Source organism: Pseudomonas sp. SK3(2021) (assembly GCF_016772375.1).
GTDB classification, from domain to species: domain Bacteria; phylum Pseudomonadota; class Gammaproteobacteria; order Pseudomonadales; family Pseudomonadaceae; genus Aquipseudomonas; species Aquipseudomonas chlororaphis_I.
Genome location: NZ_CP061943.1, coordinates 472193 through 492171 on the forward strand (window position 1 = coordinate 472193; position 19979 = coordinate 492171).

At 65.3% G+C, this 19979-nt stretch carries 15 protein-coding genes and 1 pseudogene; 7 read left to right on the top strand and 9 right to left on the bottom strand.

Features of this window, described 5'->3' with window-relative positions:
* Positions 1-5 precede the first annotated feature (5 nt).
* The gene (gene cysW / locus IF690_RS02100) at positions 6-878 is read left to right on the top strand and encodes a sulfate ABC transporter permease subunit CysW (RefSeq protein ID WP_023969946.1); all 873 of its coding nucleotides are present in this window, start codon (positions 6-8) and stop codon (positions 876-878) included.
* Between the two features lie 3 nt (positions 879-881).
* Positions 882-1871: a sulfate/molybdate ABC transporter ATP-binding protein gene (locus tag IF690_RS02105; RefSeq protein ID WP_202698651.1), complete on the top strand. Its 990-nt coding sequence runs from the start codon at positions 882-884 to the stop codon at positions 1869-1871.
* A 112-nt stretch (positions 1872-1983) separates the two neighbouring features.
* Here the strand turns inward: IF690_RS02105 and IF690_RS02110 are convergent, their stop codons facing one another.
* Positions 1984-2508 (bottom strand): Mpo1 family 2-hydroxy fatty acid dioxygenase, encoded by a 525-nt coding sequence (locus IF690_RS02110; protein WP_202698652.1) that lies wholly within the window; start codon positions 2506-2508, stop codon positions 1984-1986.
* A gap of 103 nt (positions 2509-2611) precedes the next feature.
* Here IF690_RS02110 and IF690_RS02115 point away from each other — a divergent pair, with 103 nt between their 5' ends.
* The gene (locus tag IF690_RS02115) at positions 2612-3298 is read left to right on the top strand and encodes a Crp/Fnr family transcriptional regulator (protein WP_202698653.1); all 687 of its coding nucleotides are present in this window, start codon (positions 2612-2614) and stop codon (positions 3296-3298) included.
* A gap of 109 nt (positions 3299-3407) precedes the next feature.
* Here IF690_RS02115 and IF690_RS02120 read toward each other — a convergent pair whose 3' ends face one another.
* The gene (locus IF690_RS02120; RefSeq protein WP_202698654.1) at positions 3408-4412 is read right to left on the bottom strand and encodes an AraC family transcriptional regulator; all 1005 of its coding nucleotides are present in this window, start codon (positions 4410-4412) and stop codon (positions 3408-3410) included.
* 100 nt (positions 4413-4512) lie between these two features.
* Here IF690_RS02120 and IF690_RS02125 point away from each other — a divergent pair, with 100 nt between their 5' ends.
* Positions 4513-5577 (top strand): fatty acid desaturase, encoded by a 1065-nt coding sequence (locus IF690_RS02125; RefSeq protein WP_202698655.1) that lies wholly within the window; start codon positions 4513-4515, stop codon positions 5575-5577.
* Between the two features lie 104 nt (positions 5578-5681).
* On the opposite strand, the gene IF690_RS02130 is transcribed toward IF690_RS02125, so the two are convergent.
* From IF690_RS02130 to IF690_RS02140, 3 genes are read right to left on the bottom strand one after another with little or no spacing between them, the layout of a single operon-like run.
* Positions 5682-7292, bottom strand: coding sequence for an arylsulfatase (locus tag IF690_RS02130; RefSeq protein WP_202698656.1), 1611 nt, complete (start codon positions 7290-7292; stop codon positions 5682-5684).
* Between the two features lie 14 nt (positions 7293-7306).
* Positions 7307-8134 (bottom strand): ABC transporter ATP-binding protein, encoded by an 828-nt coding sequence (locus tag IF690_RS02135; protein ID WP_202698657.1) that lies wholly within the window; start codon positions 8132-8134, stop codon positions 7307-7309.
* Positions 8131-9726 (bottom strand): ABC transporter permease, encoded by a 1596-nt coding sequence (locus tag IF690_RS02140; RefSeq protein ID WP_202698658.1) that lies wholly within the window; start codon positions 9724-9726, stop codon positions 8131-8133. Before IF690_RS02140 ends, IF690_RS02135 begins: the two co-directional genes overlap by 4 nt.
* A gap of 405 nt (positions 9727-10131) precedes the next feature.
* Here IF690_RS02140 and IF690_RS02145 point away from each other — a divergent pair, with 405 nt between their 5' ends.
* Positions 10132-11154, top strand: a complete 1023-nt coding sequence (locus IF690_RS02145; RefSeq protein WP_202698659.1) for an ABC transporter substrate-binding protein — start codon at positions 10132-10134, stop codon at positions 11152-11154.
* Between the two features lie 416 nt (positions 11155-11570).
* Here the strand turns inward: IF690_RS02145 and IF690_RS02150 are convergent, their stop codons facing one another.
* Positions 11571-12491, bottom strand: coding sequence for a LysR family transcriptional regulator (locus IF690_RS02150; RefSeq protein WP_202698660.1), 921 nt, complete (start codon positions 12489-12491; stop codon positions 11571-11573).
* Between the two features lie 183 nt (positions 12492-12674).
* On the opposite strand from IF690_RS02150, the gene IF690_RS02155 reads away from it, so the two are divergent.
* Positions 12675-13580, top strand: coding sequence for a TauD/TfdA dioxygenase family protein (locus IF690_RS02155; protein WP_202698661.1), 906 nt, complete (start codon positions 12675-12677; stop codon positions 13578-13580).
* 267 nt (positions 13581-13847) lie between these two features.
* Here IF690_RS02155 and IF690_RS02160 read toward each other — a convergent pair.
* Together IF690_RS02160 and IF690_RS02165 are read right to left on the bottom strand one after the other, a co-directional pair.
* Positions 13848-15465 (bottom strand): annotated as a pseudogene (locus IF690_RS02160) (alkaline phosphatase family protein).
* Positions 15466-15688: 223 nt separating this feature from the next.
* The gene (locus tag IF690_RS02165) at positions 15689-16633 is read right to left on the bottom strand and encodes a LysR family transcriptional regulator (protein WP_202698662.1); all 945 of its coding nucleotides are present in this window, start codon (positions 16631-16633) and stop codon (positions 15689-15691) included.
* A 154-nt stretch (positions 16634-16787) separates the two neighbouring features.
* Here IF690_RS02165 and IF690_RS02170 point away from each other — a divergent pair, with 154 nt between their 5' ends.
* Positions 16788-19151: a TonB-dependent receptor gene (locus IF690_RS02170; RefSeq protein WP_202698663.1), complete on the top strand. Its 2364-nt coding sequence runs from the start codon at positions 16788-16790 to the stop codon at positions 19149-19151.
* Positions 19152-19261: 110 nt separating this feature from the next.
* Here IF690_RS02170 and IF690_RS02175 read toward each other — a convergent pair whose 3' ends face one another.
* The gene (locus IF690_RS02175; RefSeq protein ID WP_202698664.1) at positions 19262-19930 is read right to left on the bottom strand and encodes a hypothetical protein; all 669 of its coding nucleotides are present in this window, start codon (positions 19928-19930) and stop codon (positions 19262-19264) included.
* Between the last annotated feature and the right edge of the window lie 49 nt (positions 19931-19979).

A 19979-nucleotide genomic window follows, 5' to 3' on the forward strand; every position in this document is an offset into this window, starting at 1 on the left:
CGCACATGTCCCAATCGTCTATTTCCGCAGCCTCTTCGGCCAACGCCGACCGTCGTGGCAGCGCCACCTCGCGACGCATCCTGATCGGCCTTGGCTGGCTGATCTTCGCCCTGTTCCTGCTGCTGCCGCTGTTCATCGTGGTGTCCCAGGGGCTCAAGCTCGGCCTCGGCGCGTTCTTCGCCGCGATCTTCGAGCCGGACGCGCTGTCGGCCCTGAAGCTGACGGTGATCGCCGTGCTGATCTCGGTGCCGCTGAACCTGGTGTTCGGTGTCAGCGCCGCCTGGTGCGTGAGCAAATACACCTTCCGCGGCAAGAGCATCCTGGTGACCCTGATCGACCTGCCGTTCTCGGTGTCGCCGGTGATCGCCGGCCTGGTCTATGTGCTGATGTTCGGCGCCCAGGGCCTGTTCGGGCCGTGGCTTTCGGATCACGATATCCAGATCGTGTTCGCCCTGCCGGGCATCGTCCTGGCGACCATCTTCGTCACCGTGCCCTTCGTCGCCCGCGAACTGATCCCGCTGATGCAGGAGCAGGGTACCCAGGAAGAGGAAGCCGCCAGGCTGCTGGGGGCCAACGGCTGGCAGATGTTCTGGCATGTGACCGTGCCGAACATCAAGTGGGGCCTGATCTACGGCGTGGTGCTCTGCACCGCGCGGGCCATGGGCGAGTTCGGCGCGGTGTCGGTGGTTTCCGGGCACATTCGCGGGGTGACCAACACCCTGCCGCTGCACGTCGAGATCCTCTACAACGAATACAACCACGTCGCCGCGTTCGCCGTCGCGAGCCTGTTGCTGATCCTGGCGCTCTTCATCCTGCTGCTCAAGCAGTGGAGCGAAAACCGTATCAACCGCCTGCGCGCCAGCGCCGCGGAGGAATGAATCATGTCGATCGAAGTCCGTAACGTCAGCAAGAACTTCAATGCCTTCAAGGCCCTGAACAGCATCAACCTGGACATCCAGAGCGGCGAGCTGGTGGCGCTGCTGGGCCCGTCCGGCTGTGGCAAGACCACCCTGCTGCGGATTATCGCCGGCCTGGAAACCCCGGACGCCGGCAATATCGTGTTCCACGGCGAGGACGTCTCCGGCCACGACGTGCGCGATCGCAACGTCGGTTTCGTGTTCCAGCACTACGCGCTGTTCCGCCATATGAGCGTGTTCGACAACGTCGCCTTCGGCCTGCGCATGAAGCCGAAAAACCAGCGCCCGAGCGAAAGCAGGATCGCCGAGAAGGTCCATGAGCTGTTGAACATGGTGCAGCTGGACTGGCTCGCCGACCGTTACCCGGAGCAACTGTCCGGCGGCCAGCGCCAGCGGATCGCCCTGGCCCGCGCCCTGGCGGTGGAGCCCAAGGTGCTGCTGCTGGACGAGCCCTTCGGCGCCCTGGATGCCAAGGTGCGCAAGGAGCTGCGGCGCTGGCTGGCGCGCCTGCACGAAGACATCAACCTGACCTCGGTATTCGTCACCCACGACCAGGAAGAGGCCATGGAAGTGGCCGACCGTATCGTGGTGATGAACAAGGGCGTGATCGAGCAGATCGGCTCGCCGGGCGAGGTGTACGAGAACCCGGCCAGCGACTTCGTCTACCACTTCCTCGGCGACTCCAACCGCCTGCACCTGGGCGAGGACCACCATGTGCTGTTCCGTCCGCACGAAGTGTCGTTGTCGCGCTCCGAACTGGCCGATCACCATGCCGCTGAAGTGCGTGATATCCGTCCGCTGGGCGCCACCACCCGGGTGACCTTGAAGGTCGAAGGGCAGAGCGAACTGATCGAGGCCGAAGTGGTGAAGGACCATGACAGCCTGGTCGGGCTGGCCAAGGGCGAGACGCTGTTCTTCAAGCCCAAGGTCTGGCAGAAGGTCGCCACTATCTAAAAGGCAAAAGCATCGCGAGCAAGCTCCTACAGATCGGCGTCGTTCGTAAATGCCGTGAACGACACGAACCTGTAGGAGCGGGCGGCGATCCGTCTTGCTCGCGATAGCGATCTCAAACAGCGGCACGCTTCGGATTGACCCGCACCCCTCCCGCCCGCGCCTCGATCTCATGCTTGAGCGCCTGGCGCAGCCCCAGCAGGAACGCCAGCTCCGCCACCACGAACAACGGCCCGACGATCAGCCCCGAGAGGTCGTCGACAAAGGCCGGCTTGCGCCCTTCGTAGTAATGGCCGACGAACTGGATCACCCAGCCGATCACGAACATGCCCACGCCGCTGGCCAGCCAGACCAGGGTGCTGTGCTGCGCCAGTGCATGGCCGGCCCACACCGACAGCCCCATCAGCAGCGTCATCAGCAACCCCAGGCGCAGTTCCAGGCGCAGGTAGAACCCGCATGACGCCAGCGCCAGCAACAGCGCCGGCGACAGCCACAACCCGGCGACCGGCCAGGCGGGGCGCGACAGCAGGACCGCGACGGCCAGCACAATCAGGGGAATGCCGATAAAGTGGCTGGCGATGTTGCGCGGATCACGGTGGTAGGCGGCGTATTGACTGAGATGGTCGACGAGGCTTTTCATTGTTGTTCCTTCTGTAGGGTGATCGAATCATGCCCTGCGCCGGTTGCCGGCTCTGTCGGCTAGGCGACAATCGGCTCGCTGCCCCGTGTGGATAACGCTATCGATGAAGATGCAAGTCTGGCGTGAGCGCCTGATGAGCGGCCAGTGGTTCAGCCGCTTGCCCGTTCAATTACAGGATAGTCTGCTGGCCAATGCCCGTTTGCGCTCGCTGGCGCCGGGCCAGCGCCTGTTCCAGCGCGGCGATCCGCCCTGCGGCCTGTACGCGGTGCTGGAAGGCACGGTGCGCGTCGGCGCGGTCAGCGAGGAAGGCAAGGAGGCACTGCTGAGCCTGGTGGAGGCGCCGCACTGGTTCGGCGAGATCAGCCTGTTCGACGGCCAGCCGCGCACCCATGACGCCTATGCCGTGGGCCCGTGCAGCTTGCTCAATGTGCCCCAGGCGACGCTGCTCGAGCTGCTGGACGAGCACCCGCAATACTGGCGGCAGCTGGCGCTGTTGATGAGCCACAAGCTGCGCCTGACCTTCATCAACCTTGAACAGCTGAGCCTGATGCCGGCCTCGGCGCGGGTGGCCAACCGCCTGTGGATGATCGCCCGCGGCTACGGCGAGACCGACACCCCGCGCCGGGTCCTGCACCTGCCCCAGGAGCAGTTGGCGCTGCTGCTGTCGCTGTCGCGCCAGACCACCAACCAGATCCTCAAGGACTTGCAGGGGCAAGGCATCCTCAAGCTGGGGTACGGCGAGATCGAGATCCTCGACGAAGACCGGTTGCGGATATTGGCCGGGGTTTGACCGTCAGATCGCTATCGCGAGCAAGCTCGCTCCTACAGGGGCCTGCGTTGTTCATGTAGGAGCGAGCTTGCTCGCGATGAGGCCGGCACTAGCACCGCCAGTCTCCCAGTTAACGCAACCCATCGCGAAACTGCCCCGGCGTCATCCCGGTCCAGCGCTTGAACGCGCGGCTGAAGCTGCTGGCGTCGGCGAACCCCAGCAGGTAACTGATCTCGCTCAGGGAACACTGCGGGTCGCGCAGGTGCAGCAGGGCCAGGTTCTCCCGGCACTCGTTGAGCAGGGTGTCGAAGCGACAGCCTTCGTCCGCCAGGTGGCGTTGCAGGCTGCGCAGGCTCAGGTGCAGGGCCTGGGCGACCCGTTCGGCCGAGGGTTCGCCTTCCGGCAGCTGGGACTCGATGACCCCGCGCACCTTGCGTTCCCAGGTCAAGGGTTGCAGTTGCATCAGGGTGCGCTTGAGCACCGCCTCGTTGTGTTCGGCCAGTTCCGGGTTGGCGTCGTCCAGGTGGCTGTCGAAGTCGTGCGGGCCGAACTCCAGGCGATCCTCGTCGGCGCCGAAAAACACCGGCGCGCGAAACACCGTGTGCCATTGCTTGGGATCCGCCGGCTCGGGGCGCCGCAGGTACACCGCCAGCGGCGCGTAGTCGCGGCCCAGGCGGTTGCGGCAGGTGCGCACGTAGATCGCGACAAAGGCGTCGATGGCCTCGAACGCCGGCTCCGGGTTGCCCTCGGGGACTTTCAGGCGAAAGCGATAGCGGTCCTCGGTGCGGGTCAGCTCCAGCTCCAGGGCGTCGCTGACCACCTGGTGATAACGCACGATGCGCTCGAACACTTCCCGCAGGCTGCCGCTGGCCACCAGCGCATAACCCAGGGCGTGGAAGGTGGTCGGGCTGACGAAGCGCGAGACCCGCAGGCCGATGGCCGGGTCGCCGCTGGCCTGTACCGCCAGCTGCCACAGGCGGGTGGTGCCCGACAGCGGGTAGCGCGCGTTGGGGTCGTCCATCAGTTGTGGGTCGAGGCCGGCCTGATGGCACAAGGCGGTGCTGTCGAGGCCCAGGGCATCGAGCTGTTTGCGCAAGGCGCGGGTCCAGCTGGCGAGGGTAGTGGGTTCGGTCATGGCGGTTGGCGCGTCCGGTCAACAGGTTGGCGTCCGCGGCTAGCGCCCGGCGCGCGGGCACAGGGCAGGATGCGAACATCAATAACCAGAGGATGGAAGCATGCACGGTACTTCTGCAAGCCCCGACCGGCTGAATGCCCAGCAACGATCGGCGCATATTCGTGAGGTGGTGCTGGCCAGGGGCGTCGAGTTGCGCGAGCGCTATCCGCTGCTCAAGCATCAGGACGCGTTGGGCGCCGGCATCCTGGCCTTGGCCCTGGCCGGGATGATCGGCACGGCGGCGCTCTACATCGGTGGCTACCTGGCCTGGTGGGCCTGTCTGCTGCTCAACGCATTTTTCGCCTCCTTGACCCACGAGCTGGAACACGACCTGATCCACAGCATGTATTTCCGCAAGCAGCGCATCCCCCACAACCTGATGCTGGCGCTGGTCTGGCTGGCGCGGCCGAGCACCATCAATCCCTGGATCCGCCGCCATTTGCACCTCAATCACCACAAGGTGTCCGGCACCGAGGCCGACATGGAGGAGCGCGCCATCACCAACGGCGAGCCCTGGGGTTTCGCCCGCCTGCTGATGGTCGGCGACAATCTCATGTCGTCGTTGATCCGCACCCTGCGCGCCAGGACCTGGGCGCACAAGCTCAACATCCTCAAGCGCACCCTGAAGGTGTATGCACCGTTGGCGTTGCTGCATTGGGGGGCCTGGTATGTGTTTCTCGGCTTTCACGCCGCCAATGGCGTCGCCACGCTGCTGGGTGCGCCCATCGACTGGTCGGCCGGCACCCTGGCGGTGATGCAGGTGATCGATATCGCCGTGGTGGTGATCATCGGCCCCAATGTGCTGCGCACCTTTTGCCTGCACTTCGTCAGCTCGAACATGCACTACTACGGTGACATCGAAGCGGGCAACGTGATCCAGCAGACCCAGGTGCTCAACCCCTGGTGGCTGTGGCCGTTGCAGGCGTTCTGCTGCAACTTCGGCAGCACCCACGGGATCCACCATTTCGTGGTCAAGGAACCTTTCTACATCCGCCAGCTGACCGCGCCGGTGGCGCATAAGGTGATGGCCGAGATGGGCGTGCGTTTCAACGACTTCGGCACCTTTGGCCGGGCCAATCGCTTTACTCGCAAGGAGCAGGAGGTGGTGGAGGGTGTCAGGGTGTGAGGTGGTGCTCTTGAGGGCCAATCGCGAGCAAGCTCGCTCCTACCAGGATTGCACCAGCCTTTGTAGGAGCGAGCTTGCTCGCGATAACGATTGATCGGGCAACCTCAATCCGGCTGGAACGGCGAGGCGCTGAGGATCACTCCGGTTTCGTCCACGTATTGCTGCCAATGGTCGATCAGGGCGGCGAGCTTGTCCGGATGGCTCTGCGCCAGGTCGTGGATTTCTCCCGGGTCCTGGCCCAGGTCGTACAGCTGCCAGGTCGCCGGGCCCACGGGGCCGGGGATGTACAGCGCTTTCCAGTGGCCCTGGCGAATCGCCCGGCGGCCGAACAGTTCCCAGCCGGTGACTGTGTGTTCGTCGTGCACCTGCGCGGTCTCGCCGGACAGGAAGCCCAGCCACGACTTGCCCCGCAATGGCGCCACCTCCTTGCCGCGCCAGCGCTTGCCCGGATGGCGTACCCCGGCCAGGTCGAGAAGGGTCGGGGTGATGTCCATCACCGTGCCGAAGCCATGGCTGATCCGGCCCTTGAGCGACAGCTGCGGGTAATGCACCAGCGCCGGCACGCGAATGCCGCCTTCGCTGGTGAAGGCCTTGAACAGGCGTGACGGTGCGGTGGCGACCTGTGCCCAGGCCGGGCCGTACCAGACGTAGGAGTTGGCGCGGCCGATGTTGTCCAGGCTGTTGTCGTAGTGCTGGTTGAGGTAGGTCAAAAGCTGCGGGCCGAACTTGGGGAAGGCCTCCAGCAGCGCGCCTTCGGCGCCGTTGTCGGACATGAACAGGATAAAGGTGTTGTCCAGCTGGCCCTGCTTGCGCAGGTAGTCCACTACCCGGCCGATGTTCCAGTCCATGCGCTCGACCATCGCCGCATAGACCTCCATGGCTCGCGCGGAAACCTGCCGTTGCTGCTCGCTCAGGGCCGCCCATTCGGCGCTCAGGCCCAGCAGCGGGTGCGGCTCCACATCGGCCTCGATCAGTCCCAGTTGCTTGAGCTTTTCCAGGCGCTCCAGGCGCAGCACTTCGGGGCCGGCGTCATAACGGCCACGGTACTTGGCGACCACTTCCTCGGGGGCCTGCAGCGGCCAGTGCGGCGCGGAAAACGGCAGGTAGGCGAAGAACGGCCGGGTCTGGTCGCGCTCCTTGAGGTACTGCAGCAGCTTGTCGCCGAAGGCGTCGGAGGAATAGAAGTCCTTGGGCAACTCGTCGATGAAGCGGTCGTCCTCGATGTACAGCGCCGGGGTGGACTTGAGCAGGCCCGGGGTGTTTTCGTCGTAGGTCGGCTCGAAACCGTAGTGGTTGGCGGCGCCGGGCAGCAGCGAAAACGAACGCTCGAAACCACGGGCGTGGGGCGCCCGTTCGGCGGTCAGGCCCAGGTGCCATTTGCCGCTCATCAGGGTCTGGTAGCCGGCGTCGCGCAGCAGCTCGGGCAGGGTCACCACGCGGTCGTTGAGGTGGCCCTCGTAGCCCGGCTTGCCGATCAGTTCCGGGGTCAGGGCCTCGGCCATGGTGCCGATGCCGGCGATATGGTGGTCGGTGCCGGTGAGCAGCATGGAGCGGGTCGGCGAGCAGGTCGGCGCGGTGTGGAAGTCGGTCAGGCGCAGGCCATTGAAAGCCAGGGCATCGAGGTTCGGCGTGGCGATTTCGCCGCCGAACGCACCGAGATCGGAAAAGCCCAGGTCGTCGGCGAGGATCACCAGGAAGTTGGGACGTTGCGGCATCTATTCACTCCTCATCAGCAAGCAATAAAGGCCAGTGGCAGGTCACGGATCCGGGCGGGCAAAGGCACCTGGTAGCGATCGTCGCTGGTCAGTTCGTGGAGCAGTTCTTCGCGCAGCTGGTGGAAGTCGAAACTGCTGCGCTGGCGCGGATGGGGCAGGGCGATGTCCACCACCCGCTTGATCCGGCCGGGGCGCGGCTCCATCACCACCACGCGGTCGGCGAGGAAGATCGCTTCCTCGACGTCATGGGTGACCAGCACCGTGGTGATCCTGGCCCGCTCGCGGATCGCCAGCAGCTCGTCCTGCATCTGCTGGCGGGTCAGTGCGTCGAGGGCGCCGAAGGGTTCGTCCAGCAGCAGGATGCGTGGGCTGGCCACCAGGCCGCGGGCGATGGCCACCCGTTGCGCCATGCCGCCGGACAGTTGATGCGGGTAGGCGCGGGTGAAGTCGGTGAGGCCCACCAGCTCGATGAAATCGGCGATGCGGGTTTGCCGTTCGCTGGCGCTCAGGGCTTCGTTGACCAGGCCCAGGCCGATGTTTTCCTCGACCGTCAGCCAGGGGAACAGGCGGTGCTCCTGGAACACGATTCCGCGTTCGCCACCGATGCCGTCGACGACCTTGCCGTCGACGCGGATCTCGCCGCGAAACTGCGTGTCCAGGCCGATCAGCAGGCGCAGCAGGGTGGATTTGCCGCAGCCGCTGGAGCCGACGATGGCGACGAATTCGCCCTCGGCGATCTCCAGGTTGAATTCGCGGATCGCCTCCAGTTCGCCGCCGGCGACCTCGAAGGTCTTGCCCACCTGGTTGAAGCTGACGATGGGGGAAGGTACGACTGCGTTCATGCGTGTCTCCAGCGTGTGGCGCGGGTTTCGAGTTGTTGGCCGATGAGGTTGAGCAGGGCGCCGGTGAGGCCTACCAGGAGCATGCCGGCCATGATCAGGTCCATGAGCAGCAGCTGCTGGGCGCCGATCATCTGGCTGCCGATGCCGCCGTTGGACGGCATGAAATATTCCGCGCCGATGGTCCCCAGCCAGGCGTAGATCAGGCTCAGGCGCAGCCCGGCGAAGATCCCCGGCGCGGCGCCCGGCAGCACCAGGCGGCGCAGGCGTTGCCCGAGGTTCAGGCGCAGCACTTGCGCCGCCTCGGTCAGTTGCGGCGACAGGTTGGCGACGCTGCGCTGGGTGGCGACAAACAGCGGGAAGAACGCCGCCAGCGCGACGAACACCCATTTCGCCAGTTCACCGAGGCCGAACCAGGCGGTGAGCAACGGCACCCAGGCAAAAATGGCGATCTGCCGCAGCGCCGCCAGGGTAGGCCCCAGAATGCGTTCGCTCAGGGGCGACAGGCCCAGCAGCAGGCCCAGGGCAAACCCCAGGCCGCCACCCAGCAGCAGGCCGCCGAGGGTGCGCCGCAGGCTCAGGCCCAGGCCACCGGACAGGCTGCCGTCGAGCAGGCCGTTCCAGGTGGTTTGCAGCACCGCCAGCGGGCTCACCAGAATATTGGCATCGACCCATTCCAGCTGGTTCGCCACTTGCCACAGCGCCAGCAGGAACAGCGGTAGCAGCCAGGGTTGCAGGCGTTGCCAGCCCTGGTAGTGCGGGCCCCGGCGGATCTGCGCGATGGCCGGGTGCGGCCAGTGCACCAGGGCCTTGTCCAGCCGGCCGATGCCGCGGTCCATGGCCACGCCAATCACCCCGATCACCCCGATGCAGACGAAGACGATATCCAGCATGAACAGCTGGCGCGCCCAGACCATCAGGTAGCCGATGCCTTCGCTGGAGGCCAGCAGTTCCACCGCCAGCAGCGAGGTCCAGCCGGCGGCCAGGGCCAGGCGCACGCCGGCCATGAAGGCCGGCAACGCAGCGGGCAACACCAGCCGGCGGATCAGCAGGTGCGGCGGCAGGCGCAGCACCGCGGCGGCTTCGCGCAACCTGGGCTGGGCGTCGCGCACGCCGACCAGGGTATGCAGGGTCACCGGCACTACGATGGCCTTGACCAGGACCACTAGCTTGAGCCATTCGCCGATGCCGAAAAACACCATGAACAGCGGGATCCAGGCCAGGGTCGGGACTTGGGCCAGGGCGGCGAAGGTCGGGAATACCAGGCGCTCCAGGCGCCGGCTGGAACCCAGTGCGGCGCCCAGCACGGCGCCGGCGCCGATGCCCGCCAGCAGGCCCCAGGCCAGCCGTTGCAGGCTGATCGCCAGATGGCTCCACAGCTCGCCACCGGCCAGCTCAAGCGCGCTGCTCCAGACCAGCTTGGGCGCCGGCAGGATCTGCTCGCTCATCCAGGCATTGCGACTGGCCAGCCACCACAGGGCGAACAGGCTCAGGGGCAGCAGCCAGGGCAACAGCCGCCGGTGGATGCGCGGCCAGGACAGCGGCCTGGCGGAGGGCGCGGCCAACGGCCAACTGAGAAGGGAAACACGGGCCATGGGCGATCTCCGTTGTCGGGTTTCTTGCTGATTTCAACCGTCTTCTTCCTGTAGGAGCGAGGGGGGACGCCCAGTTCTTGCTCGCGATAGCGGTATCGGGGCCAAAACCGGCCTGCGGCCTATCGCGAGCAAGCTCGCTCCTACAGTTTTGTTTTTGGTTATATAAAAAGTTATATCGATGCTATTTGGGGATAAGAGAGGCCATTTAAGGCCTCCAGGCACGCTGCATCCAATGCATTTGGAGAATATTTCCGATGCTGTCCATGCATACGCCGCGCAGAGCCGCGTCCTGGCTGGTTTATTCGAACAGGTTATTAAAATGTGAACTTATAGTATTTAAAGCTTGGACCGCCTTGGGCCTACCTTCTGCTCCTCAATGCCCGTCGCAGCCAGGAGCCACACCTTATGAACCTTCCCTTCAAACGCATCTTCAGTCTGTTCGCCGCGCCGGCCCTGGCGGGACTTCTGGGCTGCCTGCCGCTGCTGGCCCAGGCCGATGAGCTCAAGCAGATCCGCATCGCCGTACCGGACCTCAGCGCCGGCACCCAGCACAGCGGTGGCGGGATTGTGGATGTGTTGCGCCAGCAGCAGATCCTCGAAAAAGCCTTCGCCGACCAGGGCATCAGCATCCAGTGGAATTTCTTCAAGGGCGCCGGCCCGGTGATCAACGAGGCGTTCGCCAACGGCCAGGTGGACCTGGCTTACCTGGGGGACCTGGCGGCGATCATCGGCAAGTCCAACGGCCTGGATACCCGCCTGCTCAGCGCCACGGCCCGTGGGGTCAAGCAGTACCTGGGAGTGGTGCCGGGGTCGGGGATCAAGACCTTGCAGGACCTCAAGGGCAAGCGGGTCGCGGTGTTCCGTGGCACGGCCACCCAGCTGTCGTTCGATGCGGCGCTGGCCAGCCAGGGCTTGAGCGAGAAGGACCTGAAAGTGATCAACCTCGACTTCAGCGCGGCGGTCGCGGCGCTGGCGGCCCGGCAGATCGATGCTTCGTGGGGCAGCTCAGGCCTGAACGCCCTGCAGGCCAAGGGCCTGGCCGAGGTGCCGCTGAACACCAAGGACCTGGGCGGCGCGGGTAGCGTGCAGGGGGTGCTGGTGGGCAGCGGCACGTTCGTCGACGCCCATCCCGAGGTGGTGGAGAAGCTGCTCAAGGCCCAGCAGCAGGCCGTGCAGTGGCTGACCCAGGACAGCAACAAGCAGGCCTATATCGAGCTGGTGTCGGGGCTGGCCAGCTACCCGCCGGTGGTGCTGCAGCAGGACCTCGAGGATCAGCGCTTCAGCGAAATCTTCCCCTCGACCCTGGACCCGGTGTTCCTCGGCAGACTGCAGGATTCGGTGGACCTGGCCGCGCAGCAGCGGCTGATCCGCAAGCCGTTCAAGGTCAGCGAATGGGTGGCGCCGCAACTGGTGGCGGCGGGGTTGTAACGCGGCGTTGATCTGTAGCCGCTGCCGAGCCTGCGAGGCTGCGATAAGGTCCGCCGGACCTTGATTCCCGATCCTCTGCCGGACCCGTTGCGACCATGAGATCGCCGCGACCGTTCTCCGAACGCGGCCCGGGTCGATCGCAGCCTCACAGGCTCGGCAGCGGCTACAGGGTTCGGGGCGGCCCAAGCATTTCGAATGGCATGCCCTGCTTCTGTAGCCGCTGTCGAGCAGCGCGAGGCTGCGATCGAGGTGGGCGGCATTCCGACGCAGTCCTCGCCAAACCTGCCCACGCGGTTTACCGGGCAGTATGCGGTGTCTGATTTTGCGGCCCCTGCGGTGCCGGTCGCAGCCTCGCAGGCTCGGCAGCGGCTACAGGGTTTGTGGGCGGCCCAATAATTGGGTGGGTTTTTACGGGCTTACACCGCGAGGCTGACCTGCTGCCGATCCACCGCCACCAGCACTTCGATCATCTTGCGGGCCGCCGGCGACAGGCGGAAGCCGGTGCGGCTGACGATGCCGCAGCGGGCGTTCATGCTCTCGATGTTCTGCGGCAGGTTGCGCCAGTGCAGCAGCGCCAGGGAACCCTGTTCGATGTCCTCGACGAACGCCTCTTCGGTGCCCACGCCAATCGCATCGGACTGGCGCACGATCTTCACCAGCGCCGGGAAGTGCTCGGTCTGGATGGTCGGGGAAAAGTCGATGCGCCCGCTGAGGTTGGCCAGCAGCTTGCGGATCCCCGGGGGGATCAAAGTGGTGGCCAGCGGGTAGTCGAACATGTCGTTGGTCGACAGGCTTTCCTTGGCCAGCAGCGGGTGCCCCGGGCGGCAGAAAAACACCCCGCGCTTGGGCGTCAGGGGTTGGGTCTGGAAGTTCGGGTCGGCCTCGAAATGGCGGATGTCGGCGATAAAGAATTCGATCTCTTCGCGGCTCAGGCTGCGGCTGAGTTTTTCCCAGTTATCCACCTCCAGGCAGACGCGCACCTTGGGGTGGATGCCGGTGAATTGCGCCACCGCGTCGGGCACCAGTTTCACTGCCGGCGCCGGGCCGCAACCGAAGCGCAGTTCGCCGGCATCGAGCTTGGTCATCTGCGTCACTTCGCTGCTCAAAAGGGCCGCGCCCTGCACCAGGCTCAGGGCGTGCTGCAACACCACCTGGCCTTCCGGCGTGGGGCGCAGGTCCTTGTTGCCGCGGTCCACCAGCACGCAGCCGAACTCCTGCTCCAGGCCCTGGATACTGCGGCTGAAGGCCGGCTGGGTGATGCCCATGGCGTCGGCCGCGCGGACAAAGCTGCGGTGTTCGTTGAGGGCGATGAAGTAACGCAACTGGCGAAGATCCATATGCTTTCCCGGCATCCGAAAAATAGCCCGAAGGCATTTGCGACGAGTGAGGAATGAGGTTTTAAATGCAAGCTCTTATTCCGTCAACGAAGCATGTGAATATCTATTAGATCTAAAGTGAATATAGATAGAGCGTTGTTTCGCTGCCGCTCAACCGTAAGCAGTCAGACGAGGGTCGACCCGATGAGCAATGCCGCACTAGCCGTTAAACCCGCTGTTCAGGCGCTTGAGATCCACCCGGTGGCCGGCCGCATCGGCGCCGAGATCCGTGGCGTGCAACTCTCCGGCGAGCTGGACGCCGCCACGGTCGAAGCCATCCAGCAGGCGCTGGTGGACTACAAGGTGATCTTCTTCCGTGGCCAGGCCCACCTCGACGACCAGAGCCAGGAAGCCTTCGCCCACCTGCTCGGCGAGCCGGTGGCGCACCCCACCGTGCCGGTGCGCGACGGCACCCGTTACCTGCTCGAACTGGACGGCGCCGAGGGTCAGCGCGCCAACTCCTGGCACACCGACGTGACCTTCGTCGATGCCTACCCGAAGGCCTCGATCCTGCGCTCGGTGGTGGCGCCGGCCGCAGGTGGCGACACGGTCTGGGCCAACACCGCCACGGCCTACAAGGAGCTGCCGGCGGAGCTGCGCGAACTGGCGGACAAGCTCTGGGCGGTGCACAGCAACGAATACGATTACGCCGGGGCCAAGCCGGACGTGTCGGTGGAGAAGCTGGAGCGCTATCGCAAGGTGTTCACCTCCACCGTCTACGAGACCGAGCACCCGCTGGTGCGCGTGCACCCGGTGAGCGGCGAGAAGAGCCTGGTGCTCGGGCACTTCGTCAAACGCATCAAGGGCTACACCCAGGCCGATTCGGCGCACCTGTTCAACCTGCTGCAAAGCCATGTCACCCGCCTGGAAAACACCGTGCGCTGGCGCTGGACCGTCGGTGACGTGGCGATCTGGGACAACCGTTCGACCCAGCATTACGCGGTCGACGACTACGGCACCCAGGACCGCGTGGTACGCCGCGTGACCCTCAAGGGCGACGTGCCGGTGGGTGTGCATGGGCAGCGTAGCCAGACCATCAAGGGGCTGTGAAATCGCCGCGTCCCTGCGGGGCGATCGTCCGAACGCGGCCCGAACCTGCGGCAGCGGCTACAGGGGTTTGCGGCAACCTGTAGCCGCTGCCGAGCCCGCGAGGCTGCGAAAGGTCCGCAGGACCTCCGAGGGCCCTGAGACCGCCGCGACCGCAGCCTGGGGATGCGCGGTGTTCTTGCATTTTTTCGCGAGCGAGCTCGCTCCTACAGGTTGTATACGGTTCCTGTAGGAGCGAGCTCGCTCGCGATCAGCCGCGCAGCGGCGTGCTCACCACACCCCGATCTGCACCACCTTTTCCGCCTCCGGCTCGCCATAGCGGAACCGTTGTCCACGCAGGTCGATCTCGGCGTGGCTGATGGTGGTCCGTCGCTTCAGCCCGCGCAGCCAGTCGAACAGATAGCCCAGATGCTCTTCGCGCACTGCGGCATAGGCCGGGTCGGCGCCGAGGTCGTGGAGTTCCTGCGGATCGTTGTGCAGGTCGAACAGCTGCGGGCGGAAGCCGTCGTAGGCCAGGTATTTCCAGCGCTCGCTGCGCACCATGGTCATGCGGCAGCGGTCGATGGGCTGGCCCAGGCGCTCGCGGGCCGGGGCCTGGAACGCATAGTCGTATTCGCTGATGGCGTAGCGGCGCCAGTCGCCCGCCGTGCCGTGCAGCAGCGGGATCAGCGAGCGGCCTTCCAGCCGGTGTTCGGCGCCGGGCAGCCCCAGGGCGTCGAGGAAGGTCGGCAGGGCATCGATGGTTTCCACCAGGCGCTCGTCCAGCGTACCGCGGCTGATATCCGCCACCGCCCGTGGGTCGCGCACGATCAGCGGCACGCCCACCGCCGGTTCCAGTAAAAACTCCTTTTCCCCCAGCCAGTGATCGCCGAGAAAATCGCCGTGGTCGCTGGTGAACACGATCAGGGTGTCGTCCCAGCGCCCGCTGCTCTGCAGGAAATCGAACAGGCGCCCGAGCTGATCGTCCACCTGCCTGATCAGGCCCATGTAGGTCGGCACCACCTTCAGGCGCACCTCATCGCGGGAGAAATTCTGGCTCTCCTGATGCTGGCGAAAGGCGGCATACACCGGGTGGTCGCTGGCCTCGTCGGCGGCGGCGCGCACCGGGGCGATAACCTGCTCGGCGCTGTACAGCGCGTGGTAGGGCGCCGGCGCAATATAGGGCCAGTGCGGCTTGATATAGGACAGGTGCAGGCACCAGGGCTGCTCGCCCTGCTCTTGGATGAAGTCGAGGGCGCGGTCGGTGGTGTAGACGGTTTCCGAATGCTGCTCGGGGACGCGGGCCGGCAGGTGGGCATTGCGCATGTGCCAGCCGCTGAGGATTTCACCCTGTTCACCTTCGGCGGCGTTGGCCCAGTCGTGCCAGGGGTTGCGCCCCTGGTAGCCCTGTTCGCGCAGGTAATGGGTGTAGGGCGCCGACTCGCGTTTATCGTCGAACAACGGGCTGTCGGGGAAAATCCCGTCGTGGCGCGCGTAGGGTTCGAAACCGACCTCGTTGAGGGCTTCCGGCCTGCCGGCTCTCGGGGTCGATCGCCAGGCGTTGCAGGGCATCGAGGTTGGGCGTGGCGTGGGTCTTGCCCACCAGCGCGGTGCGGATGCCGTGGGGGCTCAGGTAGTCGCCGAGGGTCAGCTCTTCCAGGGGCAGCGGCACGGCGTTCCACGCCACCTGGTGGCTGCTGACATAACGCCCGGTGTAGGCCGACATCCGCGACGGCCCGCAAATGGTGCCCTGGGTGTAGGCGCGGCTGAAGCGCACGCCGGCGGCGGCCAGGCGGTCGATGTTCGGCGTGTGCAGATGGGGGTGGCCGTAGCACGACAGGTAATCGCGACGCAGCTGGTCGCACATGATGTACAGCACGTTACGCACGGGGTGGACGGGGGTGGACATGGGCTTCACCGATCGAAAGACAGGTGAGGGTTTTCGCTGTCGCCGGGCGTTACCACAAGCGCATTTGGCGCATGGTTTTCATGCACGACCTGCATGGGGCGAAGGCGCCCCCTGTAGCCGCTGCCGAAGGCTGCGATCGCACCGAAGGGGCGCGGCGATTTCAATATCGCTGAAGGCCTGCGGCCTTATCGCAGCCTGCGGCAGCGGCTACAGGTTTGGTGTTTCAGACCGCGAAATTCTCCAGGGAACACAGATCCTCATCCAGCGCGTCGGTGCGCTTGATCTCTTCGATCATCGCCTCGGCCAGCGGTGACAACCGGTAGCCGGCGCGGCTGACGATGCCGTAGCGGGTGTAGAGCTCCTCCAGGTCCTCGGCCAGGCCTTGGATCTTCAGGCACACCAGCTCGCCCCGGGCGTTGTGCAGCGCATCGCTGTAGGCGCCGACGATGCCGATGGCATCCGAGCGCAGCACCACGCCGAGCAGGCTGTAGCTGTTCTCGCATTCCACATTCGGGACGAAATCCGGCCGGCCGCTGAGATCGACCACCACCTTGCGCAGGTTCGGCGGGCGGATGGTCGCGGCCAGCGGGTAACTCATCAGCTCGGCGGCGCTGACGCTTTCCTGCTCGGCCAGTGGATGCCCGGCGCGGCAGCAGAAATGCCATTTGCGCGGGCGCAGGCGCTGGGTCAGGTAATCCGGGTTGGCCTCGAACTGCCGGGTGTCGGCGACGAAAAATTCGAACTCTTCGCTGAGCAGGCGTTTGCCCAGGGTTTGCCAGTCATCCACCTGGAATTGCACCCGCGCCTTGGGGTAACGCCCGATAAAGCTGCCGATGGCTCGCGGGATCAAGCCCGCCGCCGGTGCCGGCCCGCAGCCGAAGCGCAGCTCGCCGGCCTCCAGGCCGTTGAACTGGCTGATCTCGTTGGCCAGTTGCTGCGCGCCGCTGACCAGCCGCCGCGCATGTTCGAGCAGCACCAGCCCCTGTTTGGTCGGTGCCAGGTCCTTGCGCCCGCGATCCACCAACTGGCAGCCGACGCTGTGCTCCAGGGCCTGGATGCTGCGGCTGAAGGCCGATTGCGACAGGTTTACCGCCGCCGCGGCCGCGACAAAGCTGCGCTGCTCGGCGAGGGCGATGAAGTGACGGAGCTGGCGCAGATCGATATGCATTTTTCACATTGAAAATATCGGGGAAATGCATTGGCTATGCATTAGGTCGACTCTTTATAAAGGCAATCTCTTATTCCGTAAATCTTATTAAAAACATAAATAAATAACTTAAAAGAATATACGGATCAGTCTGTTTTTTGCCCAGGAGCCGCCCATGAGCCCGTTGCACCTTGTGTCCCCCACTTCGCCCCGACGGCTCAAGCGCCTGCCGCTGGCCCTGCTGCTGGCCGGTAGCGCCGGCTGGTCACACGGCTATGCCTTTGATGCCGAAACGCCCGCCGAGGCCCCGGCCAATGCTGCCCGGCCCGCCGCCAGCGGCCAGCTGGAAACCGTGACCGTGACCGCGCGCCGTCGCGAAGAGAGCGCCCAGGACGTACCGACGCCGATGAGCGTGATCGGTGGCCAGGCTTTGGAGAGCCAGCGGGTCTATCGCATCCAGGATCTGCAGCAGCTGGTGCCGAGCGTCAACGTCGCCTACATGCACGCGCGCCAGTCCAGCGTGTCGATCCGCGGGCTGGGCAACAACCCGGCCAGCGACGGCCTGGAGGGCAGCGTCGGGCTGTACATCGACAACGTCTACCTGGGGCGGCCGGGCATGGCGGTGTTCGACCTGATGGACATCGAGCAGCTGGAAGTGCTGCGCGGTCCCCAGGGCACGCTGTTCGGCAAGAACACCACCGCCGGGGTGATCAACATCAGCACCCGCGCGCCGAGCTTCACCCCCGAGCGCAGCATCGAGACCTCGGTGGGCGAGGACGGCTACTTCCAGACCAAGGGCAGCATTTCCGGCCCGCTGAACGACGAACTGGCCGGGCGCTTTTCGGCCTATCGCACCCGCAGCGACGGCGATATCAAGAACGAACACGACGGCCATGACCTGAATGGCGGCTCGCGCCAGGGCTTCCGTGGCCAGCTGCTGTTCATGCCCAACGACAGCTTCAACCTGCGCTGGATCGGCGACTACAACGAAGAGGATTCCAGCGCCGGCACCCGGGTGCTGTACAGCACCGGGCCGACCATCAACGGCGTCAACCAGTATCAGGCGCGGGCCAATGCGGCCGGGGCCACCCTGGTCGACGGCACGCACCGCAAGGTCAACCTGGACAACGACCAGCGCGTCACGGTGTTCCAGGGCGGCACCTCGCTGGAGGCCAACTGGACCCTGCCCAACGACTTCACCCTGACCTCGGTCAGCGCTTACCGCTGGTGGGACTTCACCCCGCGCAACGACGACGGCCTCAATGTGCCGGCCAGCTATAACGCCGGGGTCTCGGTGGAGGATAAACAGTGGTCCCAGGAGTTCCGCCTGGCGTCACCGACCGGCGGTTTCTTCGACTACGTGCTCGGTGCCTACTACTTCGGCTCCGACCTCGATAACAAAACCTTCGCCTATTACGGACCCGAGGCGGATATCTGGAACGGCACGCCGAGCGGCGCGCTGAACAACGTCACCAGCATCGGCAACGGGCATATCCGCACCGACAGCTTCGCGCTGTTCGGCCAAGGCACCTGGCACCTCACCGAGCGCCTGGACTTCACCGCCGGCCTGCGCGGCACCTATGAAGAAAAAAGCGCCTGGGTGACCCGCAATGCACCGGTGGGGGGCGCCGCGGTGAGCGGTGCCGCGGCCACCGCGCGGCGCGGGCGGGCCGGGGCCTACGACTCCGGCGACCTCAACCAGTACAGCACCAGCCCCTCGGGCCTGCTCAACCTCAGCTACCGCTTCACCGATGATCTGCTGGGCTACGCCACCCTGTCCCACGGCGAGAAATCCGGCGGGGTCAACCTCGCGGTCGGCTCGGCGCCCACCGCCGGCGCCGACTCGCTGCTGATCGGCACCGAACGCGCCAACAACGCCGAACTGGGGTTCAAGAGCACCCTGTGGGACAAGCGCCTGCAACTCAACGCCAACCTGTTCTGGACCCAGGTCAACGGCTACCAGACCAACGCCTACGACGCCAACAACCGCGTGCAGTACCTGACCAACGCCGGCTCGGTGCGTTCACGGGGCGTGGAATTCGAAAGCACGCTGATCCCCCTCCGTGGCCTGACCCTGAACTTCAACGGCTCCTACAACGACGTGCGCTACCTGTCCTACAAGGACGCGCCATGCCCGCCCGAAGTCAGCCTGCGCCCGGGTGCCCCGGCCTCCTGCGACCTCAGCGGCCACCAGGTGGTCGGCGCCTCGAAATGGATCGGCAACGCCAACGGCGAATACAAGTGGAACCTGGACAACGGCCTGGAACCCTACGTCACTGGCAGCTACGCCTTCCGCTCCAAGGCGGTCGGCACCGTCGAGGATTCCGACTACGGCCAGATCCCCAGCTATGCGGTGGTCAACCTCTCCACCGGCCTGCGCGGCAACTACGAGCAAGGGCAGTGGGACGTATCGCTATGGCTGAAAAACGCCTTCGACAAGACCTACTACACCACGCTGTGGACCGGCGGGAATGGCGGCTACGAAGGCTTGCTCGGCACCCCGCGGACCCTGGGCGTAACCGGCCGCTACGATTTCTGACCGACTGCCCACTCCCCCTGTAGGAGCGAGCTTGCTCGCGATAGCATCTGTTCTGACACACCGCATCGCGAGCAATCGAGCATCAACCGGCCGCTCCTGCAAAAGACGCTTTACTTGCAGCTATAGCTGTCAGGCATGGTCACCTTGTAACTGCGCTGCACCCGGTCGCGGAAATCCAGGTTCTGCAAACCCTGCTCAACCACAAAGGCCTCGACCTTGCCGTCCTGGCAATCGTCGTTCTGCGACGACGCCCGCAGCAGATACACTGCCCGCTTGCTGGCCTCGTCCCGGGCGGTCACGGTAAAGGTGGTCAGCCTGGCATAACCGGTGCGCTCCGAAGTACCCACCGGGCCATAACTGGTATTGGGCGTACTGGTGCAGACCAGCTTGTCCTTTTTCTTGCCATCCTTGCACACCGTGGAAGTGCTGGTCGGCACCTGCCCGTACTCGGTGGCGGTATAGCGATACGTCACCTGCTTGCTCTCGATATCCAGGGTCACCGTCATCTTGATCGGCGCATGTTTCTTCGGCAGCGTCGCCTCGGTGAACACCTCGCGGAACCCCTGGTCCTTCATCGCACTGACCATGTCGCGCAGGTAATACCGGGCATTGAGCGCATGCTCGTCATTGCCCTGGGTAACCGTCACCAACACCGGCGCCTGCCGGTCGAAGGCATAGTCCGGATCCGGCGTGCCATTGAGCGCCACCCCGAGCTGCGTCGCGCAGCCGGTCATCAGGGTAGACAACAGGAGGAGGGGGTAAAGCAGGTATCGAGTCATGAGGGTCTTCGTTGTGTTGCGGGGGGTGGATAGGGATTAAACGGATGAA

Bases quoted from the DNA above. Each gene is read 5' to 3' on its own strand.
- IF690_RS02150 (WP_202698660.1), bottom strand. From the start codon at position 12,491: ATGGATCTTCGCCAGTTGCGTTACTTCATCGCCCTCAACGAACACCGC.
- IF690_RS02125 (WP_202698655.1), top strand. From the start codon at position 4,513: ATGCACGGTACTTCTGCAAGCCCCGACCGGCTGAATGCCCAGCAACGA.
- IF690_RS02175 (WP_202698664.1), bottom strand. From the start codon at position 19,930: ATGACTCGATACCTGCTTTACCCCCTCCTCCTGTTGTCTACCCTGATG.
- IF690_RS02115 (WP_202698653.1), top strand. From the start codon at position 2,612: ATGAAGATGCAAGTCTGGCGTGAGCGCCTGATGAGCGGCCAGTGGTTC.
- IF690_RS02140 (WP_202698658.1), bottom strand. From the start codon at position 9,726: ATGGCCCGTGTTTCCCTTCTCAGTTGGCCGTTGGCCGCGCCCTCCGCC.
- IF690_RS02135 (WP_202698657.1), bottom strand. From the start codon at position 8,134: ATGAACGCAGTCGTACCTTCCCCCATCGTCAGCTTCAACCAGGTGGGC.
- IF690_RS02110 (WP_202698652.1), bottom strand. From the start codon at position 2,508: ATGAAAAGCCTCGTCGACCATCTCAGTCAATACGCCGCCTACCACCGT.
- cysW (WP_023969946.1), top strand. From the start codon at position 6: ATGTCCCAATCGTCTATTTCCGCAGCCTCTTCGGCCAACGCCGACCGT.
- IF690_RS02145 (WP_202698659.1), top strand. From the start codon at position 10,132: ATGAACCTTCCCTTCAAACGCATCTTCAGTCTGTTCGCCGCGCCGGCC.
- IF690_RS02120 (WP_202698654.1), bottom strand. From the start codon at position 4,412: ATGACCGAACCCACTACCCTCGCCAGCTGGACCCGCGCCTTGCGCAAA.
- IF690_RS02105 (WP_202698651.1), top strand. From the start codon at position 882: ATGTCGATCGAAGTCCGTAACGTCAGCAAGAACTTCAATGCCTTCAAG.
- IF690_RS02165 (WP_202698662.1), bottom strand. From the start codon at position 16,633: ATGCATATCGATCTGCGCCAGCTCCGTCACTTCATCGCCCTCGCCGAG.
- IF690_RS02155 (WP_202698661.1), top strand. From the start codon at position 12,675: ATGAGCAATGCCGCACTAGCCGTTAAACCCGCTGTTCAGGCGCTTGAG.
- IF690_RS02130 (WP_202698656.1), bottom strand. From the start codon at position 7,292: ATGCCGCAACGTCCCAACTTCCTGGTGATCCTCGCCGACGACCTGGGC.
- IF690_RS02170 (WP_202698663.1), top strand. From the start codon at position 16,788: ATGAGCCCGTTGCACCTTGTGTCCCCCACTTCGCCCCGACGGCTCAAG.